The organism is Streptomyces sp. NPDC040405, assembly GCF_055595765.1.
In genome coordinates, this window is sequence record NZ_JBVIVI010000030.1 from 1 (window position 1) to 23,191 (window position 23,191).

20 protein-coding genes and 1 pseudogene are annotated in these 23,191 nt (G+C 67.9%); 8 read left to right on the forward strand and 13 right to left on the reverse strand.

Translation table 11 applies throughout. The features are described 5' to 3' along the window. Window positions 1-77: 77 nt before the first annotated feature. Window positions 78-977, reverse strand: coding sequence for a hypothetical protein (locus ACZ59A_RS44365; RefSeq protein ID WP_470971431.1), 900 nt, complete (start codon window positions 975-977; stop codon window positions 78-80). Window positions 978-1,375: 398 nt separating this feature from the next. Between ACZ59A_RS44365 and ACZ59A_RS44370 the strand changes: the two genes are divergently transcribed. Beyond that, window positions 1,376-1,747 (forward strand): tyrosine-type recombinase/integrase, encoded by a 372-nt coding sequence (locus ACZ59A_RS44370; protein WP_470971433.1) that lies wholly within the window; start codon window positions 1,376-1,378, stop codon window positions 1,745-1,747. 31 nt (window positions 1,748-1,778) lie between these two features. Continuing rightward, window positions 1,779-2,291, forward strand: a pseudogene (locus tag ACZ59A_RS44375) (tyrosine-type recombinase/integrase); the annotation flags it as partial. Window positions 2,292-2,296: 5 nt separating this feature from the next. On the opposite strand, the gene ACZ59A_RS44380 reads toward ACZ59A_RS44375, so the two are convergent. Next, window positions 2,297-3,322 (reverse strand): Lrp/AsnC family transcriptional regulator, encoded by a 1,026-nt coding sequence (locus tag ACZ59A_RS44380; RefSeq protein WP_470971435.1) that lies wholly within the window; start codon window positions 3,320-3,322, stop codon window positions 2,297-2,299. A gap of 164 nt (window positions 3,323-3,486) precedes the next feature. Between ACZ59A_RS44380 and ACZ59A_RS44385 the strand changes: the two genes are divergently transcribed. From ACZ59A_RS44385 to ACZ59A_RS44405, 5 genes are all read left to right on the forward strand, one after another. After that, window positions 3,487-4,869 carry a type III PLP-dependent enzyme domain-containing protein gene (locus ACZ59A_RS44385; RefSeq protein WP_470971499.1) on the forward strand — a complete coding sequence of 461 codons (1,383 nt, stop codon included), beginning with the start codon at window positions 3,487-3,489 and terminating at the stop codon, window positions 4,867-4,869. Window positions 4,870-5,131: 262 nt separating this feature from the next. Next, window positions 5,132-6,760 carry an N-acyl-D-amino-acid deacylase family protein gene (locus tag ACZ59A_RS44390; protein ID WP_470971438.1) on the forward strand — a complete coding sequence of 543 codons (1,629 nt, stop codon included), beginning with the start codon at window positions 5,132-5,134 and terminating at the stop codon, window positions 6,758-6,760. A 262-nt stretch (window positions 6,761-7,022) separates the two neighbouring features. Further along, the gene (locus ACZ59A_RS44395; protein ID WP_470971441.1) at window positions 7,023-7,826 is read left to right on the forward strand and encodes an amino acid ABC transporter permease; all 804 of its coding nucleotides are present in this window, start codon (window positions 7,023-7,025) and stop codon (window positions 7,824-7,826) included. Beyond that, window positions 7,823-8,635, forward strand: coding sequence for an amino acid ABC transporter ATP-binding protein (locus ACZ59A_RS44400; RefSeq protein ID WP_470971443.1), 813 nt, complete (start codon window positions 7,823-7,825; stop codon window positions 8,633-8,635). The genes ACZ59A_RS44395 and ACZ59A_RS44400 overlap by 4 nt, the downstream gene beginning before the upstream one ends. A gap of 30 nt (window positions 8,636-8,665) precedes the next feature. Further along, window positions 8,666-9,529, forward strand: a complete 864-nt coding sequence (locus tag ACZ59A_RS44405) for a substrate-binding periplasmic protein (protein ID WP_470971446.1) — start codon at window positions 8,666-8,668, stop codon at window positions 9,527-9,529. Between the two features lie 1,406 nt (window positions 9,530-10,935). On the opposite strand, the gene ilvA is transcribed toward ACZ59A_RS44405, so the two are convergent. Continuing rightward, window positions 10,936-12,201: a threonine ammonia-lyase IlvA gene (ilvA, locus tag ACZ59A_RS44410; protein ID WP_470971448.1), complete on the reverse strand. Its 1,266-nt coding sequence runs from the start codon at window positions 12,199-12,201 to the stop codon at window positions 10,936-10,938. A 28-nt stretch (window positions 12,202-12,229) separates the two neighbouring features. On the opposite strand from ilvA, the gene ACZ59A_RS44415 reads away from it, so the two are divergent. Continuing rightward, window positions 12,230-13,030 (forward strand): IclR family transcriptional regulator, encoded by an 801-nt coding sequence (locus ACZ59A_RS44415; protein ID WP_470971450.1) that lies wholly within the window; start codon window positions 12,230-12,232, stop codon window positions 13,028-13,030. On the opposite strand, the gene ACZ59A_RS44420 is transcribed toward ACZ59A_RS44415, so the two are convergent. From ACZ59A_RS44420 to ACZ59A_RS44465, 10 genes are all read right to left on the reverse strand, one after another. Continuing rightward, window positions 12,996-13,994: a glycerate kinase family protein gene (locus tag ACZ59A_RS44420; protein ID WP_470971453.1), complete on the reverse strand. Its 999-nt coding sequence runs from the start codon at window positions 13,992-13,994 to the stop codon at window positions 12,996-12,998. The two genes, ACZ59A_RS44415 and ACZ59A_RS44420, sit on opposite strands and share 35 nt — an antisense overlap. Then, window positions 13,991-14,953 carry a 2-hydroxyacid dehydrogenase gene (locus tag ACZ59A_RS44425; RefSeq protein ID WP_470971455.1) on the reverse strand — a complete coding sequence of 321 codons (963 nt, stop codon included), beginning with the start codon at window positions 14,951-14,953 and terminating at the stop codon, window positions 13,991-13,993. The genes ACZ59A_RS44420 and ACZ59A_RS44425 overlap by 4 nt, the downstream gene beginning before the upstream one ends. 8 nt (window positions 14,954-14,961) lie before the next feature. Next, entirely contained in the window at window positions 14,962-15,903 is a 942-nt protein-coding gene (locus ACZ59A_RS44430; protein WP_470971457.1) for a beta/alpha barrel domain-containing protein, read from the reverse strand. After that, window positions 15,903-17,138 carry a CaiB/BaiF CoA transferase family protein gene (locus tag ACZ59A_RS44435; protein WP_470971460.1) on the reverse strand — a complete coding sequence of 412 codons (1,236 nt, stop codon included), beginning with the start codon at window positions 17,136-17,138 and terminating at the stop codon, window positions 15,903-15,905. The genes ACZ59A_RS44430 and ACZ59A_RS44435 overlap by 1 nt, the downstream gene beginning before the upstream one ends. A gap of 33 nt (window positions 17,139-17,171) precedes the next feature. Then, entirely contained in the window at window positions 17,172-18,617 is a 1,446-nt protein-coding gene (locus ACZ59A_RS44440; RefSeq protein ID WP_470971462.1) for a GntP family permease, read from the reverse strand. Between the two features lie 604 nt (window positions 18,618-19,221). Beyond that, window positions 19,222-19,665, reverse strand: coding sequence for a class II fructose-bisphosphate aldolase (locus tag ACZ59A_RS44445; protein WP_470971465.1), 444 nt, complete (start codon window positions 19,663-19,665; stop codon window positions 19,222-19,224). A 54-nt stretch (window positions 19,666-19,719) separates the two neighbouring features. Beyond that, on the reverse strand, window positions 19,720-20,103 hold the full coding sequence (locus tag ACZ59A_RS44450; RefSeq protein WP_470971467.1) for a VOC family protein: 384 nt from the start codon (window positions 20,101-20,103) through the stop codon (window positions 19,720-19,722). A 136-nt stretch (window positions 20,104-20,239) separates the two neighbouring features. Next, window positions 20,240-21,598 (reverse strand): MFS transporter, encoded by a 1,359-nt coding sequence (locus ACZ59A_RS44455; protein WP_470971470.1) that lies wholly within the window; start codon window positions 21,596-21,598, stop codon window positions 20,240-20,242. Window positions 21,599-21,698: 100 nt separating this feature from the next. After that, entirely contained in the window at window positions 21,699-22,103 is a 405-nt protein-coding gene (locus ACZ59A_RS44460; RefSeq protein WP_470971472.1) for a carboxymuconolactone decarboxylase family protein, read from the reverse strand. Further along, on the reverse strand, window positions 22,096-22,830 hold the full coding sequence (locus tag ACZ59A_RS44465; RefSeq protein ID WP_470971474.1) for a GntR family transcriptional regulator: 735 nt from the start codon (window positions 22,828-22,830) through the stop codon (window positions 22,096-22,098). Before ACZ59A_RS44465 ends, ACZ59A_RS44460 begins: the two co-directional genes overlap by 8 nt. Between the last annotated feature and the right edge of the window lie 361 nt (window positions 22,831-23,191).

Below are 23,191 nucleotides of genomic sequence, written 5' to 3' on the forward strand. Positions count from 1 at the left end.
CAACTTCACCCGAGCCCGGTTCACTTCATGTGCATCCACACCTTCAGCATTCCCCCAAACAGGACCAACAGACAGACCTAACGGAGTCCTACTAGATCCCAGTACATGTTGACGCCCCTCAGCGCCTGGTCAATCTGGAGCGGCGTCACCAGAAGCTGCTGGTCGAACTCGGCGAAGTCGCTGCCGCCGCTGCTCTTGTTCGGGTAGGTCTTCAGCCGCTGCTCGAAGTGGAACCGCGCGTAGCCGAACGGCGGATCGTCGGGGTCGCTGGAGAGGAAGATGAGCTTGGCCTCGCCCAGGTCCCGCATGCACGCCTCGGTGCGGTTCATGTGGTTCTTGGCGTCCTCGGAGTTGGGGCACCAGGGGATGAGGTCGTCTCCCGCAGCGCGGGCCTTCCTGACCTGGTCCGCGGCCTTCTTGCCCTCCGAGCTGGCTGGGGTGCGCTCGATGCACAGGTAATTGCCGTCCGCGTCGGGCTTGCCGCACTGGTCGTACTTCCCGGCCGAGCGCGCCGCGGGGGCCACAGCACCCGGATCGGAGCGGAAGAACGTCCGGTTCTCCTGCTTGACCGGATCGATGGTCGAAGACGACTGCGGCGCCGGGAACGTCACATAGGGGTCGATCCGGAACCGCGCCCAGGGCGACCACGACGTCTCATATAAAGATCCGTCGTAGGCGGAGGTCCGGAAGGCGTAGTTCACACCAGGCTTGAGCCACCCGTAGTCCACGGTGACCTTCGCCGTGCGGCCGGAGGCGACATAGTCCGAGACCAGGACCCCGTACTGGCTGTCGGAGATCTTTACCTGGCTCGTCGGCTTGCCCGCCGCGTCGGTCTTCCACACCTCGAAGGTGAGGTTGGACTTGTCGCCGTCGGCGTCCGTAACCGTGTTGCGCAGCACGGTGTTCGAGGTGATGGTCCGCCAGATGCCGCCGGTCTGCTTGAAGGTCGGGCCAGCCGAAGGGCTCTTGCCCGACATCGGTCGGCTCCCCGCGGCCCGGGTCTTGGCCTCCGGACCCGCAGCCGGACGGGACGAGGGCGCATAGTCGGGATCCTGGACCACACCCCCGCTGTCAGCCGAAGCCGGTGCGGCAGCTCCCATGAGAAGAACTGCGGTGGCGTATGCGGCTATTCGGTATAAGAGACGTCTGTTTCTGGATGCTTGGAGCAAGTGATTCCTTACTCTCTGACCCCGCCCGCGTACGGTCCCTGCGTGGCGGGGCGGACTGTGGAGACTTCCGCGCACCGTCAACGCGCTGAGTGCGTAGGGACATTCGCACAGAGGCGCCATGAACAAGCAACCGATTTAGTCCCCTGGCGGTCGAATCTGGCCGCCGCCCGTCCGCCACCGTCCAGCGCCGGTACAGATGCCGACGATTGAGGGGTCTGTCAAACGAGCAGCGCCGCCAGCTCGGCGCCCACTGCCCCCAACTGATCTCCGACCCCGCCCACGGGACCTGGACCTTCGCCATCGATCTTCCCGCCGCCGAACCCGGCGGGCACAACCGCACCGTGCGCCGCGGTGGCTTCCCCACCGAGGACGACGCCCGCACCGCCCTGCACCGCTACCGCGCCGGCCGCCGGATCGGCATCAGCGCCGACCCGAACCAGACCGTCGCCGACTACCTCACCCAGTGGCTCGCGGCCAAACGACTGCGGCTCAAGCCGACCACATGGGTCCGCTACCGCGACTACGTCCACCACGACCTGATCCCGACCCTCGGCCCGATCCGGACTTCGCCGACCTGATCGAGATCCTCATCGGCACCGGCCCGCAAAGGCCCTCGGCCTGCACTGGGACGACGTCCACCTAGGCTCACGCACCGTCTACGTCCGCTGGACCCTCTCAGCAATCGACAACAACAAGCTCGTCCTGACCATCCCGAAGACCCGTAAGAGCAGTGATTGGGCCGCCCTGTCACCCCGCATCCACGCTGTCCTCACCCGCCGCAAAGCCGAGTGCTGTACGGCTGACGGTCCGGGCGCACGCTCGGGCGGTGGATTCGTCTTCCACCGCGAAGACGGACGCCCACTACACCCGGAATACGTCCTCAACCACTTCCACTACCTCGCCCGCCAGGCAGGCGTTCCCCGCACCAGCGTCCACGACCTCCGCCACCTCGCCGCAACACTGGCACTCACCCACGGCATCGCAAAGCAGCTCAACGGCGAGGAAGATCGCTACGACCACAAGACGACCACCAGCCCACCCGCTCGGCGAATCATTCGGAGCTGCACCATGCCTGACCAGCAAAAATCAAGCGATCACGTTCGGTTGAGATACGGCATCTGATGACCTCAGGCGTCCAGGAACGCCCCTACATTGGGCGGCGCGTGCCCGACGCTGCGCCCCTCGCTGTCGAGCAGTCGGCCCATCTGTTTCACGGTGTGCAGGCAGACGGCCCGGTCCACGATGGAGAGACTTCGCGAGCGCTCTGTGATCGTCGCCTCCAGCTGCGGCAGATTTCCGAGCGACCGTAGCCAGACCATCAGCAGGAGGTTCCGCTCTCCCGTGAGGGCGCAGCACAGGCGTACGTCAGGGAGCGCCGTGAGCGAGCGTGCCGTGGACTCCATGTGCTGCGGTGCCACGCTCGCCCACAGTACGGCCGAGTGCGGCCAGCCCGACAGGGACTGCGCCATCTCGCAGCGCAGCCGGAGCAACCGGCTGGTCAGCAGGCGCTTGACGCGGCGGCGCGCGGTGGGCTCGCTGATCCCGGCGCGGTCGGCGATCGCTGCGTAGGACATGCGGCCGTCCTCGTGCAGCAGCCGGAACAGCTTCTGGTCCACAGCGTCCATCCGGGCACCTCCCACCGTCGTGGGCGGTGTGCCGGACGGTTCCAATGCGCGTCGCTGTGACCGTTCGAGGCTGCGCAGACGCCATCGGCTCGGCTCGCCGTAGCCCACGGTTCGTATCTCCGCTCGGTACGCCCGGACACCGGACATTTGCCCTACCGTGCCGCGCAGGTACGCCGACACCTCCGCGGAGGTGCGCAATGTCGCCACGACCAGCAGCCCGTACAGGCCTGTGAGGTGGTGGACATAGCGCACGTGGGGCTCGGCACTCAGCGCGGTGGCAACGTCATCCAGCCGGTCGGAAACGCAATCGATCTCGATGTACACCATGCAGAACTCGCTGTGCAGGGCCGTGCCGGCCACACAAGTGACCCACGCCAGTCCCGCCTCGGCCAGCCGCTCCCAACGGCGTGCCACAGTCACCGGATCGAGCGCGAGCGCCCCGGCCATCTGAGCCCAGGAGGCGCGTGGGGAAAGCTGGAGCGCATGGATCAGCTCCAAGTCTTTCTCATCGACGGAATCGTGCGCCATGCCTTCTGCATATCACGGTATTCGAGCTACGTATAGGCCCTCATTCGCCCCCGTCGTGACGGAATCCTGCGTATCGGTGATCGTTCCACGAAGCCTGCCGATTCTGGTGGCCCGAACCCCCGCGGGGGCACCGAGGTCCGAGATCGTGAGGATTGCGCAAGTCGATGCAAAACAGTGAAGACGGTCGTCAGCAGCGTGACCGAGCTGTCCGCGCGGCGGTGCGGTCCGGTCTGATCGGCCCCGCCCATGTGGCGGCGGGGTTCTTGGACGCCGACGGGATCCAGGAGTCCGTGCGCGACCTCCAACGAGCCTTTGGCGACGCACCAGTGCTGCACACGTTCGCCGCCAAGGCCGCGCCTTTGGTCCCCGTGCTGCGACTGCTCGCCCGGTCCGGCATGGGGTGCGAGGTCGCCAGCCCGGGCGAGTTCGCCCAAGCCGTCGCTGCCGGCTTCCCGCCGGAACGCATCGTGCTGGACTCACCCGCGAAGACCCGTGCCGAGCTGGTCCACGCGCTCGCCTTGGGAGTGGCGGTGAACGCCGACAACTTTCCCGAGTTGGACCGCATCGGCGAACTACTCGCTGTGAGCGAGAGCACCTCGGTGCTTGGGCTGCGGATCAACCCACAGGTCGGCGCCGGAGCCATCGACGCGATGAGCACCGCCTCGCTTAGCTCGAAGTTCGGCGTGCCACTGCAAGATGCCGGAGCACGGAAGCGCATCCTCCAGGCTTTCGCCGAGCGTCCCTGGCTCACTCGGCTGCACGTGCACGTCGGTTCGCAAGGCTGCTCCCTGGAACTCATCGGCCAAGGAGTGTGCGCCGTGTACGAACTCGCCGAGGAGATCAACGCGATGGCGGGCCGGCAGCAGGTGACCAGTCTGGATATCGGCGGCGGCATGCCGGTCAACTTTGACGACGACGAGATCCGCCCGACCTACGCGGATTACGTCCGGCAGCTGCGCGCCTCCGTTCCCGAGCTCCTGGGCGGGCGCTACGGCCTGGTAACCGAGTTCGGTCGTTCACTGGTCGCCAAGAACGGCTTCACGGCCGCGGTCGTGGAGTACACCAAAGACACCGGCGGCCGCCGCATCGCGCTGACACACGCGGGCGCGCACATCGCCACCCGCACCGTCTTCATGCCGGAAGCATGGCCACTGCGGATCGCCGTGTACGACTCCGACGGCCGGCCCAAGCATGCTCCGGAGCGGGCCCAGGATGTCGCGGGCCCATGCTGTTTCGCCGGGGACCTCGTAGCCCGCGAACGCAAGCTGCCCGAACTGGAACCTGGGGACGTCGTGGTGCTGCTGGACACCGGCGGCTACTACTTCTCCTCCCACTGGTCGTACAACAGTCTCGCCCGGCCCGCCGTACACGGCTTCACCACACGCGAATGGGACATACGGTTCGCCGCGGTTCGCCCGGAACAGACCCTCGTCGAGATCCTGGCGGAAAGCGGCGTCGACCAGGCGGACGCACTCCTCTTCAGTGACGTGGACAGCACCCCGGCCCACGCGCGATGTGTACAGACAGAAGCCTCATCGTGGCACTGACCGAAGATGTGACGACACCCGTTCGCCGTTTGCCCGCGGCCACGGAGGCCGCACCCTACGCCGTTGCCGTAGCGGGACTGATCGCCACACTGACACTCGGTTTCGTTCCACGCGCCGACGATCCGGGACCTGCGCTGCTCTCGGGGGGCTGGACGCTCCTCCATCCCGGCAGCGGTCATGTAAGCCCTCATCCTCGTACGGCTCACCTGACCGCCCCGCATTGCCAGGTACCCGAACCGAGCTCCACTGCGAAGGAAGAACGTTGAACGAATTCGATGTACTCGCCGTCGGCGGCACCGTCATCGACGGCACCGGCGGCCCGGTCCGACGGGCCGATGTCGGCATCCGGGGTGACCGCATCGTCTTCCTCGGACGGGCCACGCCTCACGCCACCGGACGGGAGGTGCTTGACTGCACCGGCCACGTCGTCGCGCCCGGCTTTATCGACCTGCACTCGCACGCCGACTACACCGTGTGCGACGCGCCCAGCGCCGAAGCGTGCATCAGACAGGGCGTCACCACCATCGTCACGGGCAACTGCGGCGCTTCCACCTTCCCCACCACCCCCGAGCGGCGACATGCGTGGCACACCACGCTCGCACGCAGCGGCGTCAACAACGCCGACATGCCCTGGGAGGACTTCGACGGATTCGCACGCGCGGTGGAGGAGGCCGAACCGTGCGTCAATCTCGCCGCCCTCGTCGGCCACGCGGCCCTCCGCGTGGCCACTGTTGGCACCGAACGGCGCCCCGCAACAGCCGACGAGACCGCCCTCATGTGCAAGCTCCTCGCCAGGGCTGCCGAACAGGGGGTGTTCGGTCTGTCCACCGGACTCATCTATGCCCCGGGGTCGTTCGCCGACACCGACGAGGTCGTGGCGCTGGCCACCGAGGCTCGGCAGGCCGGACTGCTCTACAGCACCCATGTGCGCGACGAGGGTGACCATCTCGTCGAGGCCGTGACCGAAGCTCTGGAAACCGCCCGACGCAGCGGCGTGCGCCTTCAGATCTCGCACCTCAAGGCCATGGGTCCCGCCAACCACGGCAAGGTGCACGAGGCGCTGACCCTCATCGACTCCGCTGTCGCGGAAGGAGTGGACGTGGCGTGCGATGTCTACCCCTACGCCGCCTCCTCCACCCGGCTCACCTCGCGCCTTCCCGACTGGGCGCTGGACGGCGGTCTCGACGCGCTCCTCGCCCGACTGGAGAATCCGACGACCCGCGAGGCGATCACTTCGGAACTCCGGGCGAAGATCGGACACACCTTCCTTCCCGAGGGCACCGTGATCGCTGCGATGCCGCCGGGCCGCTACTCCTCGTGGGTGGGAAGCACGGTCCAGGACATCGCCGCCGCCACTGGCCGCGATCCGGCCGAGGCATCCCTCGACGTACTGCGCGCGCACGAGGCCCTGGTCTGGATTGTCAACCATGCAATGTCCGAGGCGGATGTGGAAACAGTGCTGCGCTACCACGGCAGCGCGGTCGTCAGTGACGGCTGGGTCATGGACACCGCCACCGACGGCAACCCCCACCCCCGTCACTTCGGTGCGTTCGCCCGGGTCCTGTCCCGGTACACCCGCGACGGCCAGGTCCTCACCCTCCAGGAGTCCGTCCGCAAGATGAGCGCGCTGCCCGCCGCCCGCCTCGGCCTCACCGACCGAGGCACCCTGGGCGAAGGGATGATCGCCGACCTCGCCGTCTTCGATCCCAAGACGGTCAGCGACACCGCCACCTTTGACGCCCCGCTGTCTTATGCCGTGGGCACTCGTCACGTCCTCGTCAACGGCCGCCCAGTACTGCGTGATGGCGTCTTCACGACGCACCGCCCTGGCACGGTGCTCCGCAAGACGGCAGTGCGCTCCCTCTCCCACTACACAAAGAGGTCCCCTTGAATACCACCCTCGCCCAGTCACAGCCGACTGGGCCCCAGTCGAGAGCCCCGCATACCGCGTTTCGGGAATTTCGTGACTTTTCCACCGTCGGCAACTACCCTCATCGTCGGCTCAGGTATCGCCGTCAGCGAGGCGAGCCGGCTGTTCTCGGCGCCGCTGTGCCGCACGTACCTGACCTTCGCGCTGTCGACGACGGTGACGGGGCGGTCCGCTCGGAGTTCCACCCCTCCGTTTCTTCCTTCGTGCCTGGTCAGGAGTGGTGATGACCCTCTCGTCTCCGATGCCTTTGGCTTCGAATGCTCTGGCCGACACCTTCTTCGACTGGGACCTGATCGCCCGGACGTTTCCGCGGTTGATCTCCGAGGGCCTGCTGAACACGTTGACGATTGCCGCCGGGGCCATCGTGCTCGGTGTCGTCATCGCTCTGGTGGCCGTGATGCTGTTGCTGTCGAACCGGTGGTGGATGAGGCTGCCCGCCCGGATATACGTCGACGTCTTCCGCGGCCTTCCCGTGATCATCACGGTGATGCTGGTCGGTGTGGGCCTGCCCGCCGCCGGCATACGCCCCTTCGGCACCGAGCCCTTCGGCTATGCGGTCCTGGCGATCGGCATGATCTCCGGCGCCTACACCGCGGAGATCTTCCGCTCCGGCATCCAGAGCGTCGACCCCGGACAGATGCAGGCGGCCCGCAGCCTCGGTCTGAGCTATCTCAAGGCGATGCGCCTGGTCGTGGTGCCGCAGGGCATCCGCCGTGTACTGCCCGCCATGACCGGCCAGTTCGTCAAGGACATCAAGGAAAGCTCACTGGTCTACCTCCTCGGTCTCGCCGTCGGACAGCGCGAGCTCTACTTCATCGCCCAGGAGGAGGTCGCTCGTACCTACAACTCCTCGCCCTTGATCGCTGCGGGCGTCTGCTACCTCGCGCTGACCATCCCCATGACCTACTTCGTGAACTACCTGGACCGGCGGCTGCGTGAGGGCCCGCGCCCCGACAAAACACCGGCCCCGGCCGATCCGGACCTGCCCACCACCCCGCTCCAGACCGCCGGAGGAAAAGCCCGATGACCCCTGCCACCGCCGGTCCGAACCCGGTCGACCCCCTGCCCGAAGCCGAGACCGAAGCCGCGCCCCGGACACCGGACGCCCCCGCCGCCCTGCGGGTCAAAGGGCTCAGCAAGAGCTACGGCTCCCACACCGTGCTACGCGAGGTCACCCTCGATGTGCAGCGCGGAGAGACCCTCTGCGTGATCGGTCCGTCCGGCTCGGGCAAGTCCACCCTGCTGAAGTGCCTGAACCTGCTGGAGACGCCCGACTGTGGTGAGATCTGGCTCGGCGAATCCTGCCTGACCTCCCCGCAGGCCGACGTCGACGCCGCCCGCTCCCGCGTCGGCATGGTCTTCCAGCACTTCAACCTCTTCCCGCACATGAGCGTCGAGCGCAACGTCACGCTCGGCCTGACCTCCGTCAAGGGCATGGGCCGCCAACAGGCACGCGCCATCGCACGACGCCACCTTGAGGAGGTCGGCCTCGCCGCCTACGCCGACCAGCGGCCCAGCCGCCTGTCCGGCGGACAGCAGCAGCGTGTCGCCATCGCCCGCGCTCTGGCCATGGAGCCGGAAGTGATGCTCTTCGACGAGGCCACCTCCGCGCTCGACCCCGAACTGGTCAAGGACGTACTCGCCGTCATGCGGGACCTCGCATCGGGCGGGATGACCATGGCCGTCGTCACCCACGAAATGGGCTTCGCCCGGGAGGCCGCCGACCGAGTCGCCTTCATGTGCGACAGCCGCCTCGCCGAGATCGGCACCCCCGCCCGGATCTTCGGCGCCGCCGAACACCCCCGGCTGCGCCAGTTCCTCTCCCAAATCCTCTGAACCACCCTCCCCGCACAGAGAGTCCCAGCCATGCACACATCCCGTAGGACACTGCTCGCCACCACCACCGCGCTCCTGCTCTCCCTCACCGCCTGCGGCGGCAGCAATGCGGCGGACTCAGAAAGAGCCAAGTACAAGAACCTGGTCAAGCCCGGTGTGATCACCGTGGGCACTCAGTCCGAGCAGCCGCCCTTCGCGGTCGCCGACGAGTCGGGCAAGCCCAGCGGATTCGCTGTCGATCTGATGAACGAGGCCGCCAAGCGCCTCGGCATGAAGGTCGAGTACAAGACCACGAACCTCTCGGGCATGCTCGCCGGACTGTCCGCCGGGCAGTACGACGTCGGCGTCGCCGGCGTCATAGCCACCCCCGAGCGCAAGAAGCAGGTCGACTTCATCACCCCGTACTACTGGGGCATCACCGATGTCCTGACCAACAAGACCGGCAAGCAGACCAAGCTGTCGGACTTCGACGGCAAGCGGGTCGGCGTCGTCAGCGGCTCGGTGGGGGAGGACCTCATGGCCAAGCTCATGCCGGTCGCGCGCAAGGTTAAGTTCAAGGACCAGACCGGGCTCATCGGCCAGCTCCGCTCCGGAGGCGTCGAGGGCATCCTTCTCAGCAGTGCCAGCGCGGACGAATACCTCTCAAAGCAACCGATTCGCGTCGCCGTCGAGGTGGAAAACCTCCAGGGCACTGCCTTCCCCATCCGGAAGGAGGGCGACCCGAAGCTGCGCAAGGACATCGACGCCCAGATCAACGCGATGATCGACGACGGCACATACCTCAAGCTCTACAAGAAGTACTTCGACGACCCGATCAGCGCCGACCTGATCAAGGAACGACCCAGGCTCGCGAAGCAGGTCCAGAACACCAGTCTGGCCCCTTCCAAGAAGTGACACGGCAGTGGGCGCCCCTCCGAAGCAGGCGCCCCCACCGGCCGATTCTCATCACTTCTGCCTGGACACCGTTTCGGCCAGGAACTCTTCCGCCGGCCGGTAGCAGGAGCCCGGCTCAGAGGAAGTCCGCGAGGCGCCTTCAACGCGGTGACCTCCATCGGGAGCGGGGCGGTCTGAGCCGCCCTTCGGCCCTGGACGCCTCGATTCGCCCATCACGCGCAAGGCCGAACAGTTCCAGTCCGTCTAAGCCGGGCTCCCCGCTCTGTGCGAAGCGCTTGACCGGCCTCCACCGCGGAGGCAGGCCGCGCGCTGCACGGGGGCGGCGGCCGTCCATCTGCCGATGGCCCCCGGCTGCTGCGTCAGGCGACCAGATCTGTGTCTGGCGTGAGAAGCCGTATCTCAAGCGATCACGTTCGGTTGAGATACGGCTTCTGAGGCGGCCCGCCAGGTCGGCGCGGTGATGCGGTATGAAGGGCCGTAGGCGCAGCCCGGTCAACCGGGGCCGACCGGGCTGCGAGCTGGAAACCGTGCGCCGGGCGGCGGCCGTCCGAGCGGCTGTCGGCGAACGTGGTCCACGCCCGACGCACGGAGCCGGGGAGACGTGCTACGACCAGGCGCGCCACCGAGGCCAACGTCACGTTGTCGGCCGCGTGCCCTGACAGAAACGGCGTCAGTGACGCCTGCCCAGCCGAGCTCCCTCCTGTGCGGTCCGCCCACAACCCAATTGCCGGCTCGCCACGTTGGCGGGAGACCAGGGGACGCACTTCCTCGATCAGCGGGACCCGGCGGGCCATCTTGCCCTTGGAGCCCTTGTCGACCAGCGCGTAGGTGGCGTCGGAGCAGTGAACTGAGGCCATGGCTTGTGTGTCGCGCAGCTGAGGTGTGACCCTCGCGCAGGACGCGGCTCAGCCATAGCCGATGCCGGTTGCCCCGTACCAGGGGGCAACCACAGCCTTCCGCGACCATTCGGCCCTCGCCCACGATGCCAGCCTTGTCGGTGGTGAACCGCGTGACCGAGTCCAAGCTCTCCACCGCCGCAGGATCTCGGGGACGGCAAGGCTGACCGTGGCAACGACCAACGGTTCGAGCCCGACGGGGCGACAGTGACGCCGAGCTTCGCGGCCCATCCCCTTGCGTGGTCGAGGTTGCGATTCTCGCCCCCGAAGGGCGACCGCGACCGGCCGCTGGCCGTTCCGGGCACGGGTAACCCGCAGTTGCCATCCTCGGTCGCCCCGGAGAGCGACCGCATTTTCCTTCGGAGTGGCCCGTGTGTCGTGTGTGCACTAGAGGCCGGAAGCCAAGGGGCAAAGCAAGCAGCCGTGGGCGTGATCAGAACGACGCGGGCCTCCGTTCCAACGGAGGTTGAGGCTGGGCGTGGCGGCAGTTTGCCCGAGCAGGCCCGGGTGTCAGGTCAGGAACGTGAAGAGCGGGCTGTCCGGAGGGACGGGCTCGATACGGTGCGGGACCTTTCCCATGCGGCCCAGCAGCGGCTCGAGACCGTCAGGCGCACCGAGTTCGATGCCCACCAGCGCGGGGCCCGTCTCGCGGTTGTTCCGCTTCACGTACTCGAAGAGGGTGATGTCGTCCTCCGGCCCCAGCACGACGTCGAGGAATCGTCGCAGTGCGCCTGGTTCCTGCGGGAACTCGACCAGGAAGTAGTGCTTGCGTCCTTCGAAGAGCAGCGCGCGTTCGACGATCTCGGCGTATCTGCTCACGTCGTTGTTGCCGCCCGAGACGACGCACACGACCGTCGTACCGGGCTCCAGGCCCGGATCGCGGTCGAGTGCGGCGGAGGCCAGGGCGCCTGCCGGTTCGCTGATGATGCCGTCGGATTGGTAGAGGTCCAGCATCTCCGCGCAGATCCGGCCTTCCGGCACAGCGAGCATGCGAGGCGGCTGCTGGGCGACGACCGTATAGGTGTGGCGGCCGACCGTGCGTACGGCCGCGCCGTCGACGAAGGGATCGATTTCCGGCAACGTCACGGGGCCTCCGGCAGCCAGGGCCGCGGCCATACTCGCCGCGCCCTGCGGTTCGGCTCCGATCACTTGGACGGTCGGGTGCGTTTCACGGAGCCAGGCGATGGCGCCCGCGAGCAGGCCGCCACCGCCCACGGGGACGATCACCGCGTCCGGAGCGCGGCCGAGCTGCTCGACGGCTTCCCTCACCACGGTGCCCTGCCCTGCGATGGTGCGCGGGTCGTCGAAGGCGGGGACGAGGGTGGCTCCGGAAGCATGGGTGTATGCGATCGCCGCGGCGGCGGCGTCGTCGTAGGTGTCGCCCTCGACGATCATGCGGACGTGCTCGCCGCCGAGTGCCCTCACCCGGTCCCGTTTCTGCCGGGGTGTCGTCCTCGGCAGGTACACCCGGGCGGGCACGCCCAGGGAGGCGCAGGCCAGTGCGACACCCTGGCCGTGGTTGCCGGCGCTCGCGCAGACCACACCTCGCCGGCGTTCCTCCGCGGACAGCTGGGCGATGAGGTTGTACGCGCCGCGTGCCTTGTACGACCGTACGGCCTGCTGGTCCTCGCGCTTGAGCCACACGTCCAGTCCGTACCGCGCGGACAGCCGCTCGCTGCGGTGCAGGGGGCTCGGCCGGATCACCTCCGCACACCGTTGTGCGGCCGCGACCACGTCCGATGCGCCCACGCCACCGGTCCCGCTGTGCTCAGTCACCCGTTTCTCCTGTCGTATCGTGGGGCCCATGGCAGCCCGAGGTAAGTCCGCCACGGTGGCGAACGAAGGGTCGAAGCAGGCTCCGCTGCTCGTCCTGGGAAAGATCTCCGAGATTCTCAACGCTTTCACACTCGCCCGGCCTTCTATGAGCCTGCGCGAGATCCAGCAGCAGACCGGCCTGCCTGCCTCGACCGTGCAACGCCTGGTGACGAACCTGGTGGCGCACGGGTTCCTCGACCGCTCCGAGGACACGTTCCGGATCGGGGTGAAGATGGCCTACTGGGCGGCTGCCGCGGCAAAGGACCTCGACATCCTCCAGGTGGTCAACCCCGCTCTGAAGGACCTTCGCGACCGGACCGAAGAGACCGCGTGTTTCTTCCGCTCCGAAGGCACCCAGCGGGTGTGCATCGCGGTCGCCGAGACGAGGCACGCCCTTCGCCGGGAGATGTCGGTGGGGAAGATCGCCCCCATCACCGTGGGATCGTCGGGGCGGGTACTGCTGGCCTGGGATCCGGATCTCGCCGAGCGCGTGCTGCGGGAAGAGCTTCCGCAGCTGACCGGGAGCACCGTGACCGACCGGGACGAACTGCGCAGACTGGTCCAGCAGACGCGTTCCGAGGGCTACGCCATCACGGTCGGCGAACGCATCGACGGTGCGTCGGGCCTCGCGGCCCCGGTGTTCGACTCGGCCGGGGATCTGGTCGGGGCGCTCATGGTCCACGGGCCGACACTGCGCATGCCCTATGAGCAGTGCGTCGAATGGGTCGATCTGGTGGTGGAGCATGCCGAGCAGATCACCCGAGCGCTCGGCGGCCGGTACCCGGCCTGAGCCGCAGCCGCTGTCCGATGGCCCGGCCTGCCGCTTCCATGGCTGCCTCGTCGCTCGCCACGATGACGTCCATGAACTCCTCGCGCAGGGGCCCGAGATCCGGGCCGACGGACCCCACCACGGCGAAGCGCGCGGTGTCGGCCGAGCGAGCCAGCACGGCCGACACGATCTTTCCCTGACTGCTCTGCTCGTCGAGGCGCCCCTCCCCGACGACGACAGCTTCCGCGTCGGCGAGGTGGTCGTCGAAGGACAGTGCGTTCAAGACGTGGTCCGCGCCTGATACGAGATCGGCGTCGTACTGTGCCCACATCGCCCCGGCGAAGCCTCCGGCAGCCCCGGTCCGTGGCACGGACGTCGGGTCGCGCGGCAGCAGTCCCGCCTGGTGACGCAGGCGCAGTGTCAGGGAGTCGACCTGGCCCGTATCCGCGCCCTTCTGCGGGCCGAAGACCCGTGCGGCTTCCGCATAAGGGGTGGTGACGTCGGTCAGGACCGTCACCGGGGTGCCGCGCAGGCCACCGCATTCGTCGATCGCCCGCAAGGCCCCGAACCCGCCGTCGCTGGTGGCGGATCCGCCGGCGGCCACGACGATCTCGGTGACACCGTGACGGGCGGCGTCGGCCATCAGCATCCCCACGCCGTACGTGTCGGCGGCCACCGGATCCCGCGAGCCGTCGTGGGGGGCGTTGATCCCGCACACCTGGGCGAGCTCGATGTAGGCGGCGCCGGAGGGCGCGAGCGCGATCGTCCCCTCGCATTCCGCTCCCCAAGGGTTGCGGGCCCGCGCGGCACGGTGGCGCAGTCCGAGGGGTGCGGTGAGTACGGCGAGGGTTCCCTCGCCGCCGTCGGCCACGGGGACGAGCACGGGGACGGCCGGGGTCCGCGCCAGTCCCCGGCCGATCGCCGTGGCCACCTGCGGTGCGGTGTACGTGCCCTTGAAGCTGTCGGGTGCCACGACGACTTTCATCGCCACGCCTCCGGGTTCACCGCATGGGCCGGCATCTCGCCCCGCCCCATGGCGACCGCGTTGTTCGCGCAGACCTCGGCCATGGTGGCGCGGACGGAGCGGGTGGCGCTGCCGACGTGGGGCAGGAGTGTGGTGTTCGGCAGGTCGGCGAGGCCATCGGCGAGCGCGGGTTCGTCCTCGTACACATCGAGTCCGGCGCCGGCGATCTCACCTGAGCGCAGCGCCTCGACGAGCGCCTTCTCGTCCACCACGGGCCCGCGCGCGGTGTTGACGAGGCAGGCCGTCGGTTTCATGGCGCGAAGGGTCTTTTCGTTCACGAGATGGTGTGTGGCGTCGGTCAACGGGACGTGCAGCGAAAGGAAGTCGCTGGTGCGCACCAGGTCGTCCCACTCGGCGAACCGCACCCTGCCGGCGAGGTGTCCGAGCCGCTCGGGAGGTACGGGTCCGCTGCGTGCCGTGTAGCGCACGGTCATGCCGAACCCGAGGGCGCGTTCAGCCGTCGCCCGGGCGATCCGTCCGAAGCCGACGAGTCCGAGTGTGGCCCCGCTGACGTCGCCTCCGAGAAGCAGCTCGGGCTGCCAGCCCTGATATTTCCCCGCGCGGAGGAAGCGGTCCGCCTCCACGCAGCGCCGTGCCGTGGCCAGCAGGAGGAGCATCGCGATGTCGGCGGTGGCGTCGGTGAGGACACCAGGTGTGTTGCCCACGAGGATTCCGCGCTGTGTGGCGGTGGCCACGTCGACGTTGTCGTATCCGACCGCGTAGTTGGAGATGCCCTTGATCTTCGCGTCTTCCAGTACGGCCCGGTCGAACACATTCGTCAGCTGGGCGACGACGACGTCGACGTCCCCCGAGGAGCATTCCCGGCGCAGTTCGCCCGCGGACAGCCGCCGATCGGGCACACGCACCTCACCGGCCGCCTCCAGAATGTCCATTCCGGGAGCCGGGATGGGGGTTGTCACCAGGAACTTCATCGGCACGCCTGCGCATCCGGTGCCGCCACGGCCCACTCGAACGCGGTGGTGCTGGAGTGGGCCGCCTGGCCTGCCCTGGAGCGGTTCGGCTCGTCCAGTTCCGCCAGCAGCCGGTCGGCCAGTTCGACCACGGCGCCGAAGGTGTCCGGCGTCAGCCAGTCGGGACGCAGTGCGAACAGCAGGTCTTCCGTCGCGGCGTTCCCGCTGGCGCCGGGGGCGAACGGACAGCCGCCGAGGCCGCCGAGCGCGCCGTCCAGTTCGCTCGCTCCGGCGGCCACCGCGGCCAGGGAGTTGGCGACGCCCATGCCCCACGTGTCGTGTCCGTGGTAGACGATCCGCCGCGCGGGCGATCGCGTTGCCACGGCGGAGACCAGGCTGGTCACCTGAGCCGGTACGGCCTGCCCGAGGGTGTCGCACAGCACGATGTCCTCGGCGCCCTCCGCACGGGGGTCGTTGGCGATCCGGAGCACCGTTTCTTCCGGGACGAGGCCGTCGAACGGGCAGGTGAACGCCGTCGCGACGCAGAGCTGAATGCGCCCGCCGGCCGAGCGGGCGTGCTCGATCGCCGCCGGCATGGCCGCGAGGCTGTCCTCGGTGGACCGGCCGATGTTGGCCTGGTTGTGACGGTCGGACGCCGACAGGCAGTACTGGAAGTTCACCGCGCCCGCCATCGCCGCCTTCTCGACGTGCCGTGGGGTGGCCACCCAGACCCAGGACCGGGCGAGCTCGTCCGGATTCAGGCGTGCGATCACATCCAGCGTGTTGGCCATGGGAGGGACGAGGGCCGGATTGGCGAGCGAACCGATCTCCACGCTGGGAATGCCGAGGGAGAGGAGTTCGCGGACGATGGCCACCTTGCGGTCGGTGGACAAGGGCTTGCCGGTGAGCTGGAGTCCGTCGCGCAGCGTCACATCGCGCAGAGTCACAGGCGTACTCATTACTTCTTCTCCATCTCCATGATGATCGCGTCGGTCTCCTCGTCGTCCTTGCCGAGCAGGCCGGTGAGCACCTGTCGGGTGTGTTCGCCAAGGTCGGGGCCGAGGGACCGGACAGGCAGGGACTTCTCACCGAGGACGGGGACGATCCCGGGGAATCCCACTTCCTGGGGCTCCTCTGCCGCTATGTGGACCGGCAGCCACTGGATCATGCCGCGGACGGCGAATTGCTGGTCCGCGCAGATGTCCTCCGCGGTGTAGATCGGGCCCGCCGGGACGCCTGCGGCGTCGAGGGCTTCGAGCACCTCGTCACGAGGAAGCGTCTTGGTCCATGTGCTGATCGCGCCGTCGAGTTCGTCGCGACGGGCCCATCGCTCCGCGTTGGTCTGTAGTCCGGGGTCGTCGGCGAGATCGGGACGGCCGATGGCTCGCATATAGCGCCGGAAGATCGCGTCGCCGTTGCCGGCGATCACCACGCTGGGCCCGTCCCCGCACTCGTACGCGTTGGTGGGGGCGATGCCTTCCATCCTGCCGCCGACCCGCTGCCGTTCGAGGCCGTAGGCGAGGTAGTCGGGAACGAGCGATTCCATCATCGAGAAGACGGCCTCGTGCAAGGCGACATCCACCGTTCGCTCGGACAACGGCGCCTTCGTGGAGACCCGTTCGCGCTGCAGGAGCGAGATCACGGCGCCGAACGCCGCGTACAGGCCCGCGATCGAATCGCCGATGGACACTCCGACCCGGGAGGGCGGGCGGTCGGCTTCCCCGACCAGGTGGCGCAGACCGCCCATGGCCTCGGCCACCGCGGCGAACCCCGGGCGGTCCGACAGAGGCCCGGACTGGCCGAACGCGGAGATGCGGGCCAGCACGATATCGGGGTTGGCCTCCTCGAGTGCCGCGGGACCGAGCCCCCAGCGCTCCAGCGTGCCGGGGCGGAAGTTCTCGATCACGACATCGCATCGCCGCACCAGGTCCAGCACGGTCGTACGGCCACGGTCCGTCTTCAGGTCCAGCACCACCGACTTCTTGTTCCGGTTGATGGTGCGGAAGAGCATCGAGACATCACCGGCGTAGAGCCGCCAGTTCCTCAACTCGTCGCCCGTGTGCGGGCGTTCGACTTTGATCACCTCGGCGCCGAAGTCCGCGAGCAGCCGCCCGGCAGTGGGGCCCGCGATGTAATTGCCGAGTTCGAGCACACGCACTCCGTGCAGCGGCAACTGTGTGCTGCGATTCGTCATGGTGTCCTAACGTCAGTTGGGTGGTGAGGGGATTCAGAGGAGGACGCTCAGCGCGAGGATCGGACCCATCGCGACGACGGAGGCGACGGAGACCCCTACGGAGCAGGTCTTGAGGGTGCCGCGGGTGGTCTGGCCCATCAGAGACTGGAGCAGCCAGAAGGTGTTGCTGGTCAGGTGCACGAAGAACAACGATCCGGCGCCGGCGGACAACGCGATCAGTACGGGATCGAGGCCCAGTGTGGGGGCCACCGGCGCGAGCAGCCCGGCAGCGGTGATCGCGGAGATCGTCACCGAGCCGACCGCGACATGCAGCACCGCGGCCACCAGCCACACCATCAAAAGCGGGGCCCAGGTGTTGGCCTTGAAGTACTCGCCGAGGATGTGCCCCAGCCCACAGGCGGCGATCACGGCTGCGAGACAGCCTCCGACACCGTTGAGGAGGAGGATCTGTCCGCTGTCGCGCATGCCCTTGCTCAGCGCGGCGTCCACCCGGGGCTGTCCGAGGTGGCGCCGGGCGACGAGGCAGGTGGCGACCAGGCCGAGCAGCAGGGCCACGACCGGGCTGGAGAGCAACTGCACGAAGGGGTTGTGCCACCCTGCCACCTCGGCGAGGGCTCCGGTGGCGATGAGGAGGAGGGAGACGAGGAGGGGCGAGAAGAGAAGGAGGAGTCCGGGCTGCGACTGCGGCTGCGACTGCGGCTGCGGCTGCGATTGCGTGCGGGCCTTCACCTCCACCGCTGTCATGGCTCCACCGGCAGGGGTGTTCTGGCCGACGGGGTGCGCGTCACCGGCCGTACCGCCGTCCGCGGGTGCGCTCGGCTCCGGGCCGGAGACGTCCTCTTCATCGAGTGCCGGGTTCCACCAGCCGCGTGTCAGCGCGAAGTTCATCACGGCGATGGCGATGGTCACGGTCGGGATGACGACGACGAGTCCGTACAGCAGGTACGTACCGAGGGGCACATCAAGGAGCGCGGCGAGTGCCAGCGCTCCGGCACCGGGGACCGTGAAGACGATGCCGCACTCCAGCCCGATGGCCAGGGCAGTGGCCATGCGGGCGGTGCCGTATCGGCCGAGCTTGGCGGCTATGCCCTTGGCCAGCGGCCCGGTGATCACCAGCAGCACGTCCAGATAGATGGACTGCAGGAAGGTGGCGATCGTCAAGGCCATCGCGTGGGGGATCCGCTTCGGGCCTGCGGCGCGCAACAGAGTGTCGACGAGCCGCTCGATGGCTCCGAGGTCGCGCAGGAGGGCTCCGATGAGTACCCCGAACGCGATCAGGAGCCCGATGTCGGCCATGACGTCGCCGAAGCCCTTGCTGATGGTCTTCACGGTCTTGTCGACCCCGAGGCCGGTCGCGAGACCGAGATAGCAGGCGCCGAGGACCAGGGCGACCACGGGGTTCATCCGTAGCCGCACGATCAGGAACACGATGGCGATCACGGCGATGGCCGTGTTGAGCAAGATTGCGGTATCCGACATGCCTACCGTCCGTTTTGTGCGAGATGGGACGTATATGAAGCCGGCGGCTCGATCCGGTGGCCCGCATTATGAGCACGAGCCCACGATGCGGGTCAATACTTGGGAAACACGCATCTGCGGAACCATGTGCAGGTAGGAACGGCAGCCGCGAGCGCGTACCGCTCGTGAAATCAGCACGTCGAGCCCCAACTACCGCCATCGCGACGCCCATGCGACCGCGCCGTCTTGTGGGGGCAACCTCCCCGCGCGGGAACGGCCGCCACCGCCGTCTACGGCGCGCTCAGGACGAGATCACAGGGCGGGCCGGAAGGCGCATGGACGGCGTGGCCGGACGGCAACCGAGAGCGCACCGGAACGGCTTCCGGGCTGAGACCGAGTGACGCGGCCGCTGGGCAGCTCGCAGAATGGGCCCTTGGGCTCGTACGGATGCTGTACCTGGTCCGCGTCACGCGCCTTCGCGTGGCTGATGTTCTTGTCCCGATCCCCGACTGCCCAACGGGTGGCGACTCTCATCTTGCGGCATGGGGTAGCGGTCCTGCACCGGCGAGGCGCCGCGCCCAGGACCACCTGGCCGGGCCGGACGCTGCCGGTTGCTCTCACCCAGTTACTGCCGCGGGCCTTGGGCGGGGCCGGCTCGTCTTCCTCCCGGCCAAGTGGGCGCACCCCCATCACCGGGACGCCCGCCCCCCGCCAGAGGGGTCCGCGACCCGACTTCCCGCGCTCGCGAGCCCTTGCCCAATGTGCTCAGAGCCGGACGAGCTTGCGGATCGCGCCGACCGCGCTGCGCTCGACGGCGCGGCTCCGCGTTCACGTTGACCTTCGCCAGACCCAGCTCGATCGCCTGCCGAATTTCCGTCTCCGGGAGGCCACTGGCCCCGTGTGGCACGAGAGGCACGGGGACCGCGGCATGGATGGCATCCAGCCTCTCCAGGTCGAGGTGTGCGTCGGGGGAAAAGTCATGGACGTCAGGGCCCGCGCCCACCGGGCCGTGTGCGGCTGTGTGGCGCGTCGACAGCTGTGCGCTGAGCACCGTCAGGGAAGGCGCCACCTTACTGACTCCGGAAAAGCCACAGCCGGTAAGCGGCTGTCGGCGTCGGTGGCGTCAGCTCCGGTAGTTGCTGAGCTCGATGAGGTTGTTGTCGGGGTCGCGCAGGTAGACGCTGACGATCGGGCCGGCGGCCCCGGTACGTTCCACTGGGCCTTGCTCGACGGGGACGCCGTGATCAGCCAGTTCGGAGGCGACCTGGTCGATGGGCTCGTCCACGACGAAACACAGATCAGCGCTGCCGGGCGTGGGGCGTGCCGCCTTGGGCTCGAACTCGTGGCCCGCCTGATGCAGGTTGATCTTGCTGTGCCCGAAGTTCAGGGCCCAGCGGCCGCCCCGGAAGCTGACCGCCTTCATGCCCAGGATCTTCGTATAGAAGCCGATGGTGGTGTCGATGTCCTTCACAGTGAGGACGAGGTGGTCAAGGCGGTCGATGCGCATGGGTCGCGAATAACCTCTCGTATGGTGCGGAGTCCTGGATACCGAGCCTGCCGCCATTGCACGCGACCGGACCGGGGCGTCAGCCGCGGTGATGGGCCCCGCCGTAGACCCTGGGGCCACCGAAGAACCGGCTCGGTCACTCGACCGTCGGCACGTACGCGGGCGATTTCCGCAACTGACGTTGGAGGCCGAGCGAGAGCAGCGCGGCGAGGAGAAAACTGGATGACAGGACGAGTAGCCCGGCCTGGTCGGAGGCGGTCGTCTCGCGGAGGAGTCCGAGGAGGTAGGGGCCGATGAAGCCGCCGATGCTGCCGATGGAGTTGACCAGTGCCAGGGCGACCGCGCCCATGGCTCCCGGGAAGTGCTGGGAGGGAAAGCTGTAGAGCAATGGTACGGCGACCTGGATGCAGGCACCGAGGCAGAGTCCCAGGAGAGCGAAGGCCGCGTTGTCGCTGAGACTTGCCAGCAACATGCCTGCCGCGCAGACCAGGAGCGTGGCCGTGAGAGTGAGACGGCGGCCTTGCTGAGCGGTGCGGCGGGAGACCACCAGCAGGGCGACCGTCGCGACAGTCCAGGGGATGGCGGAGAGCAGTCCGGAGGTGACGGTGCCGGCGTGCAGCTTGAGCTCGATGACCTGGGGCAGCCAGTAGGTCACCGAATAGAAGCCCAGCATCATCAGCATGTAGACGATGCTGTAGTACCAGACCTGTGAGTTCCGCAGTATGGCCCACACCGCTTGGGCCCCGTGCGCGTCCTCGTCGTGGCCCAGGGCCTGATCGCGCTCAATGGCTGTCTGGAGGGCGGCCTTCTCGTCGGCGGACAGCCAGCTCGCCGCCCGCGGAGAGCTGGGCATTTTGACGTAGGAGACGACGCCGACCACTACGGCCAGACCGCCTTCGATGATGAACACCCACTGCCAGTCGGCGATCCCCAGGATGCCGTCCATGGTCAGAAGGGCGGCGGTCAGCACGCTGCCCAGCGCGAGCGAGACCGGGATGCCGATCTGGAAGAGGGAGTAGGCGCGGGTGATCCGACGCGCCGGCAGGAAGAGGCTCAGGTAGAAGAGGATCCCGGGGTAGAACCCGGCCTCGGCGATGCCGAGCAGCAGGCGAGTGATGTAGAGGGACGTCACTCCCTGCACCAGGGCGGTCAGAACGCAGACAATGCCCCAGGTGATCATGATGCGCGCTATCCAGAGCTTGGCGCCGAAGCGCCGCAGCGCCAGGTTCGAGGGGATCTCGAAGATGACGTACCCCACGAAGAACAGGCCGGAGGCCAGGCCGAAGACCGCCGGCGTCAGACCGAGCGCCCCCTCCATGGCGGGGCCGGCGACAGCGATGTTGGTCCGGTCGACGAATGACACGAAGAGGCCGATCACGGCGATGGGTACGAGGTGCCGGATCACCTTGGCCACGGCACGCTGCTCCGCCACCGATGGTTCGGCCGGGTCGGCGGCGGGGGCGACGTCCGACGGCTCCGGCGATGTTCTGGTCATGGTGCGGTCGCTTTCTGCTGGAACGACGGTGTTCTGCGGCGGCCCCGCGGGCGGGGAGGCATTCCCGCGGGGCCTCGCGACAGGAGCCGCTGAGCTCGGGTTACTTGCTTGAGTCGTGAGCGGTGACGGTGGGCTCGATGCCCGTGGCTCCCACGACGTCGGCCCAGACGGAGAAGCCGTGCTGGAAGGTCACCACGCCGGCTTCGGGCAGCGTGATTTCGATGGCCTCGAGGATCTGCTGAGGCGTGACGCCGAGGTCGAGGGCGACTCGGATGTGGCTGGCGATGTGTCCGGGGGACGCTCGCATCACGGTCAGGCTGGTGATGAAGATGAGCTCCTTCGTAGCCCTGTCGAGGCTGCGGTCCTCGGTGTAGGCCGCGGTGACGAGTTGATTGGCCGCCTTCAGCACATCGATGTCCGCCTTGGCCATGAGCTTGTGGTACGGCAACACGTACCCACGTGCTCGGGCCATCTCGTTGACGTATTCGAGGGCTTCGTCATTCACGGTGGTCATCGTCTGCTTTCTGTTCGTCCATTGCTGTTCGCCCACCCGGATGTGTCTTCCGAGCGAAGATCTGCGGCAGTGCGGCGTAGCGGGCCTGGGCCACGTGGAGGCTCCCCGCGATGCGGGCGCCCTCGGCGTCTCCGGCGATGATCGCCCTGCAGATGTCGGTGATTTCCGCGAGGCTGTGTTCGTTGCGCCCCGGCTCCGACAGCGAGTACCGGCGGAGCATCTGGATGCGGGCGTGCAACAGGCGCAGGGAGGAGGTCAGTTCGGGGTTGCCCGCGCCCTCCAGCAGCGCGTCGTAGAAGCGGTCCTTGGCGGCCAGTACCTCGTCAAGGGAACCGCCCTGCATCGCGGCTTCCGTCGCACCCAGCGCTTCGGACAGCTTGCGCTTGTGCGCGACGCTGCCACGCGCGGCGAAGAGGCTGCAGGCCAGCGACTCCAGGGCACCACGTACCTCGAACAGCGCCTCGGCTTGTTCGAAGGTCATCTCCGCCACGACGGCGCCGCGGTGCGGCTCCAGGGTGATGAAGCCCTCCGCCTCCAACTGCCGCAGGGTTTCGCGCACAGTGGTGCGCGAGACGCCGTAGGTCTCGCACAGTTCCCGTTCGTTCACGCGCTCCCCCGGCCGCAGGGTGCCTTCGCTGATCGCGTCACGGATGCCGGCGGCCAGCCGGAACCGGGACGGCGCGGTCGCGGGTGTCGCGGAACGATCCTTTTGCAGCATGAGCCCCTCCCTCGGGTTGACTTCGCTCACCATGCTCTGACGACTACGGCTGCCGCGTCGCACGATTGTCTTAACGGCAGGCTCCGACCCGGATGAATCCGCCTCACCCTGATGCTCACTGAGCCACCACCGAGCAGGATCTCGCCACTCGAAGAATCTCTGACAGCAGGACCGTAAGACAATTCTCTAGCATCGACAAGGGTCGGGGGAGCGAGAATCCCGCCCCTTACGCCCTGATATAGACCGACATAAAGGCCATAGCTTCTGGCGATGCACCCCAGTGATGAGACGAGAGAGCAACCACCGTTGACTCTCGTCGAAACATTGTCATACGGTCCGGGCGTCGAAGCAGTGGCCGCGC

Bases quoted from the DNA above. Each gene is read 5' to 3' on its own strand.
- ACZ59A_RS44365 (WP_470971431.1), bottom strand. From the start codon at position 977: ATGTCGGGCAAGAGCCCTTCGGCTGGCCCGACCTTCAAGCAGACCGGC.
- ACZ59A_RS44380 (WP_470971435.1), bottom strand. From the start codon at position 3,322: ATGGCGCACGATTCCGTCGATGAGAAAGACTTGGAGCTGATCCATGCG.
- ACZ59A_RS44385 (WP_470971499.1), top strand. From the start codon at position 3,487: ATGCAAAACAGTGAAGACGGTCGTCAGCAGCGTGACCGAGCTGTCCGC.
- ACZ59A_RS44395 (WP_470971441.1), top strand. From the start codon at position 7,023: ATGACCCTCTCGTCTCCGATGCCTTTGGCTTCGAATGCTCTGGCCGAC.
- ACZ59A_RS44400 (WP_470971443.1), top strand. From the start codon at position 7,823: ATGACCCCTGCCACCGCCGGTCCGAACCCGGTCGACCCCCTGCCCGAA.
- ACZ59A_RS44405 (WP_470971446.1), top strand. From the start codon at position 8,666: ATGCACACATCCCGTAGGACACTGCTCGCCACCACCACCGCGCTCCTG.
- ACZ59A_RS44415 (WP_470971450.1), top strand. From the start codon at position 12,230: ATGGCAGCCCGAGGTAAGTCCGCCACGGTGGCGAACGAAGGGTCGAAG.
- ACZ59A_RS44420 (WP_470971453.1), bottom strand. From the start codon at position 13,994: ATGAAAGTCGTCGTGGCACCCGACAGCTTCAAGGGCACGTACACCGCA.
- ACZ59A_RS44430 (WP_470971457.1), bottom strand. From the start codon at position 15,903: ATGAGTACGCCTGTGACTCTGCGCGATGTGACGCTGCGCGACGGACTC.
- ACZ59A_RS44435 (WP_470971460.1), bottom strand. From the start codon at position 17,138: ATGACGAATCGCAGCACACAGTTGCCGCTGCACGGAGTGCGTGTGCTC.
- ACZ59A_RS44440 (WP_470971462.1), bottom strand. From the start codon at position 18,617: ATGTCGGATACCGCAATCTTGCTCAACACGGCCATCGCCGTGATCGCC.
- ACZ59A_RS44450 (WP_470971467.1), bottom strand. From the start codon at position 20,103: ATGCGCATCGACCGCCTTGACCACCTCGTCCTCACTGTGAAGGACATC.
- ACZ59A_RS44455 (WP_470971470.1), bottom strand. From the start codon at position 21,598: ATGACCAGAACATCGCCGGAGCCGTCGGACGTCGCCCCCGCCGCCGAC.
- ACZ59A_RS44465 (WP_470971474.1), bottom strand. From the start codon at position 22,830: ATGCTGCAAAAGGATCGTTCCGCGACACCCGCGACCGCGCCGTCCCGG.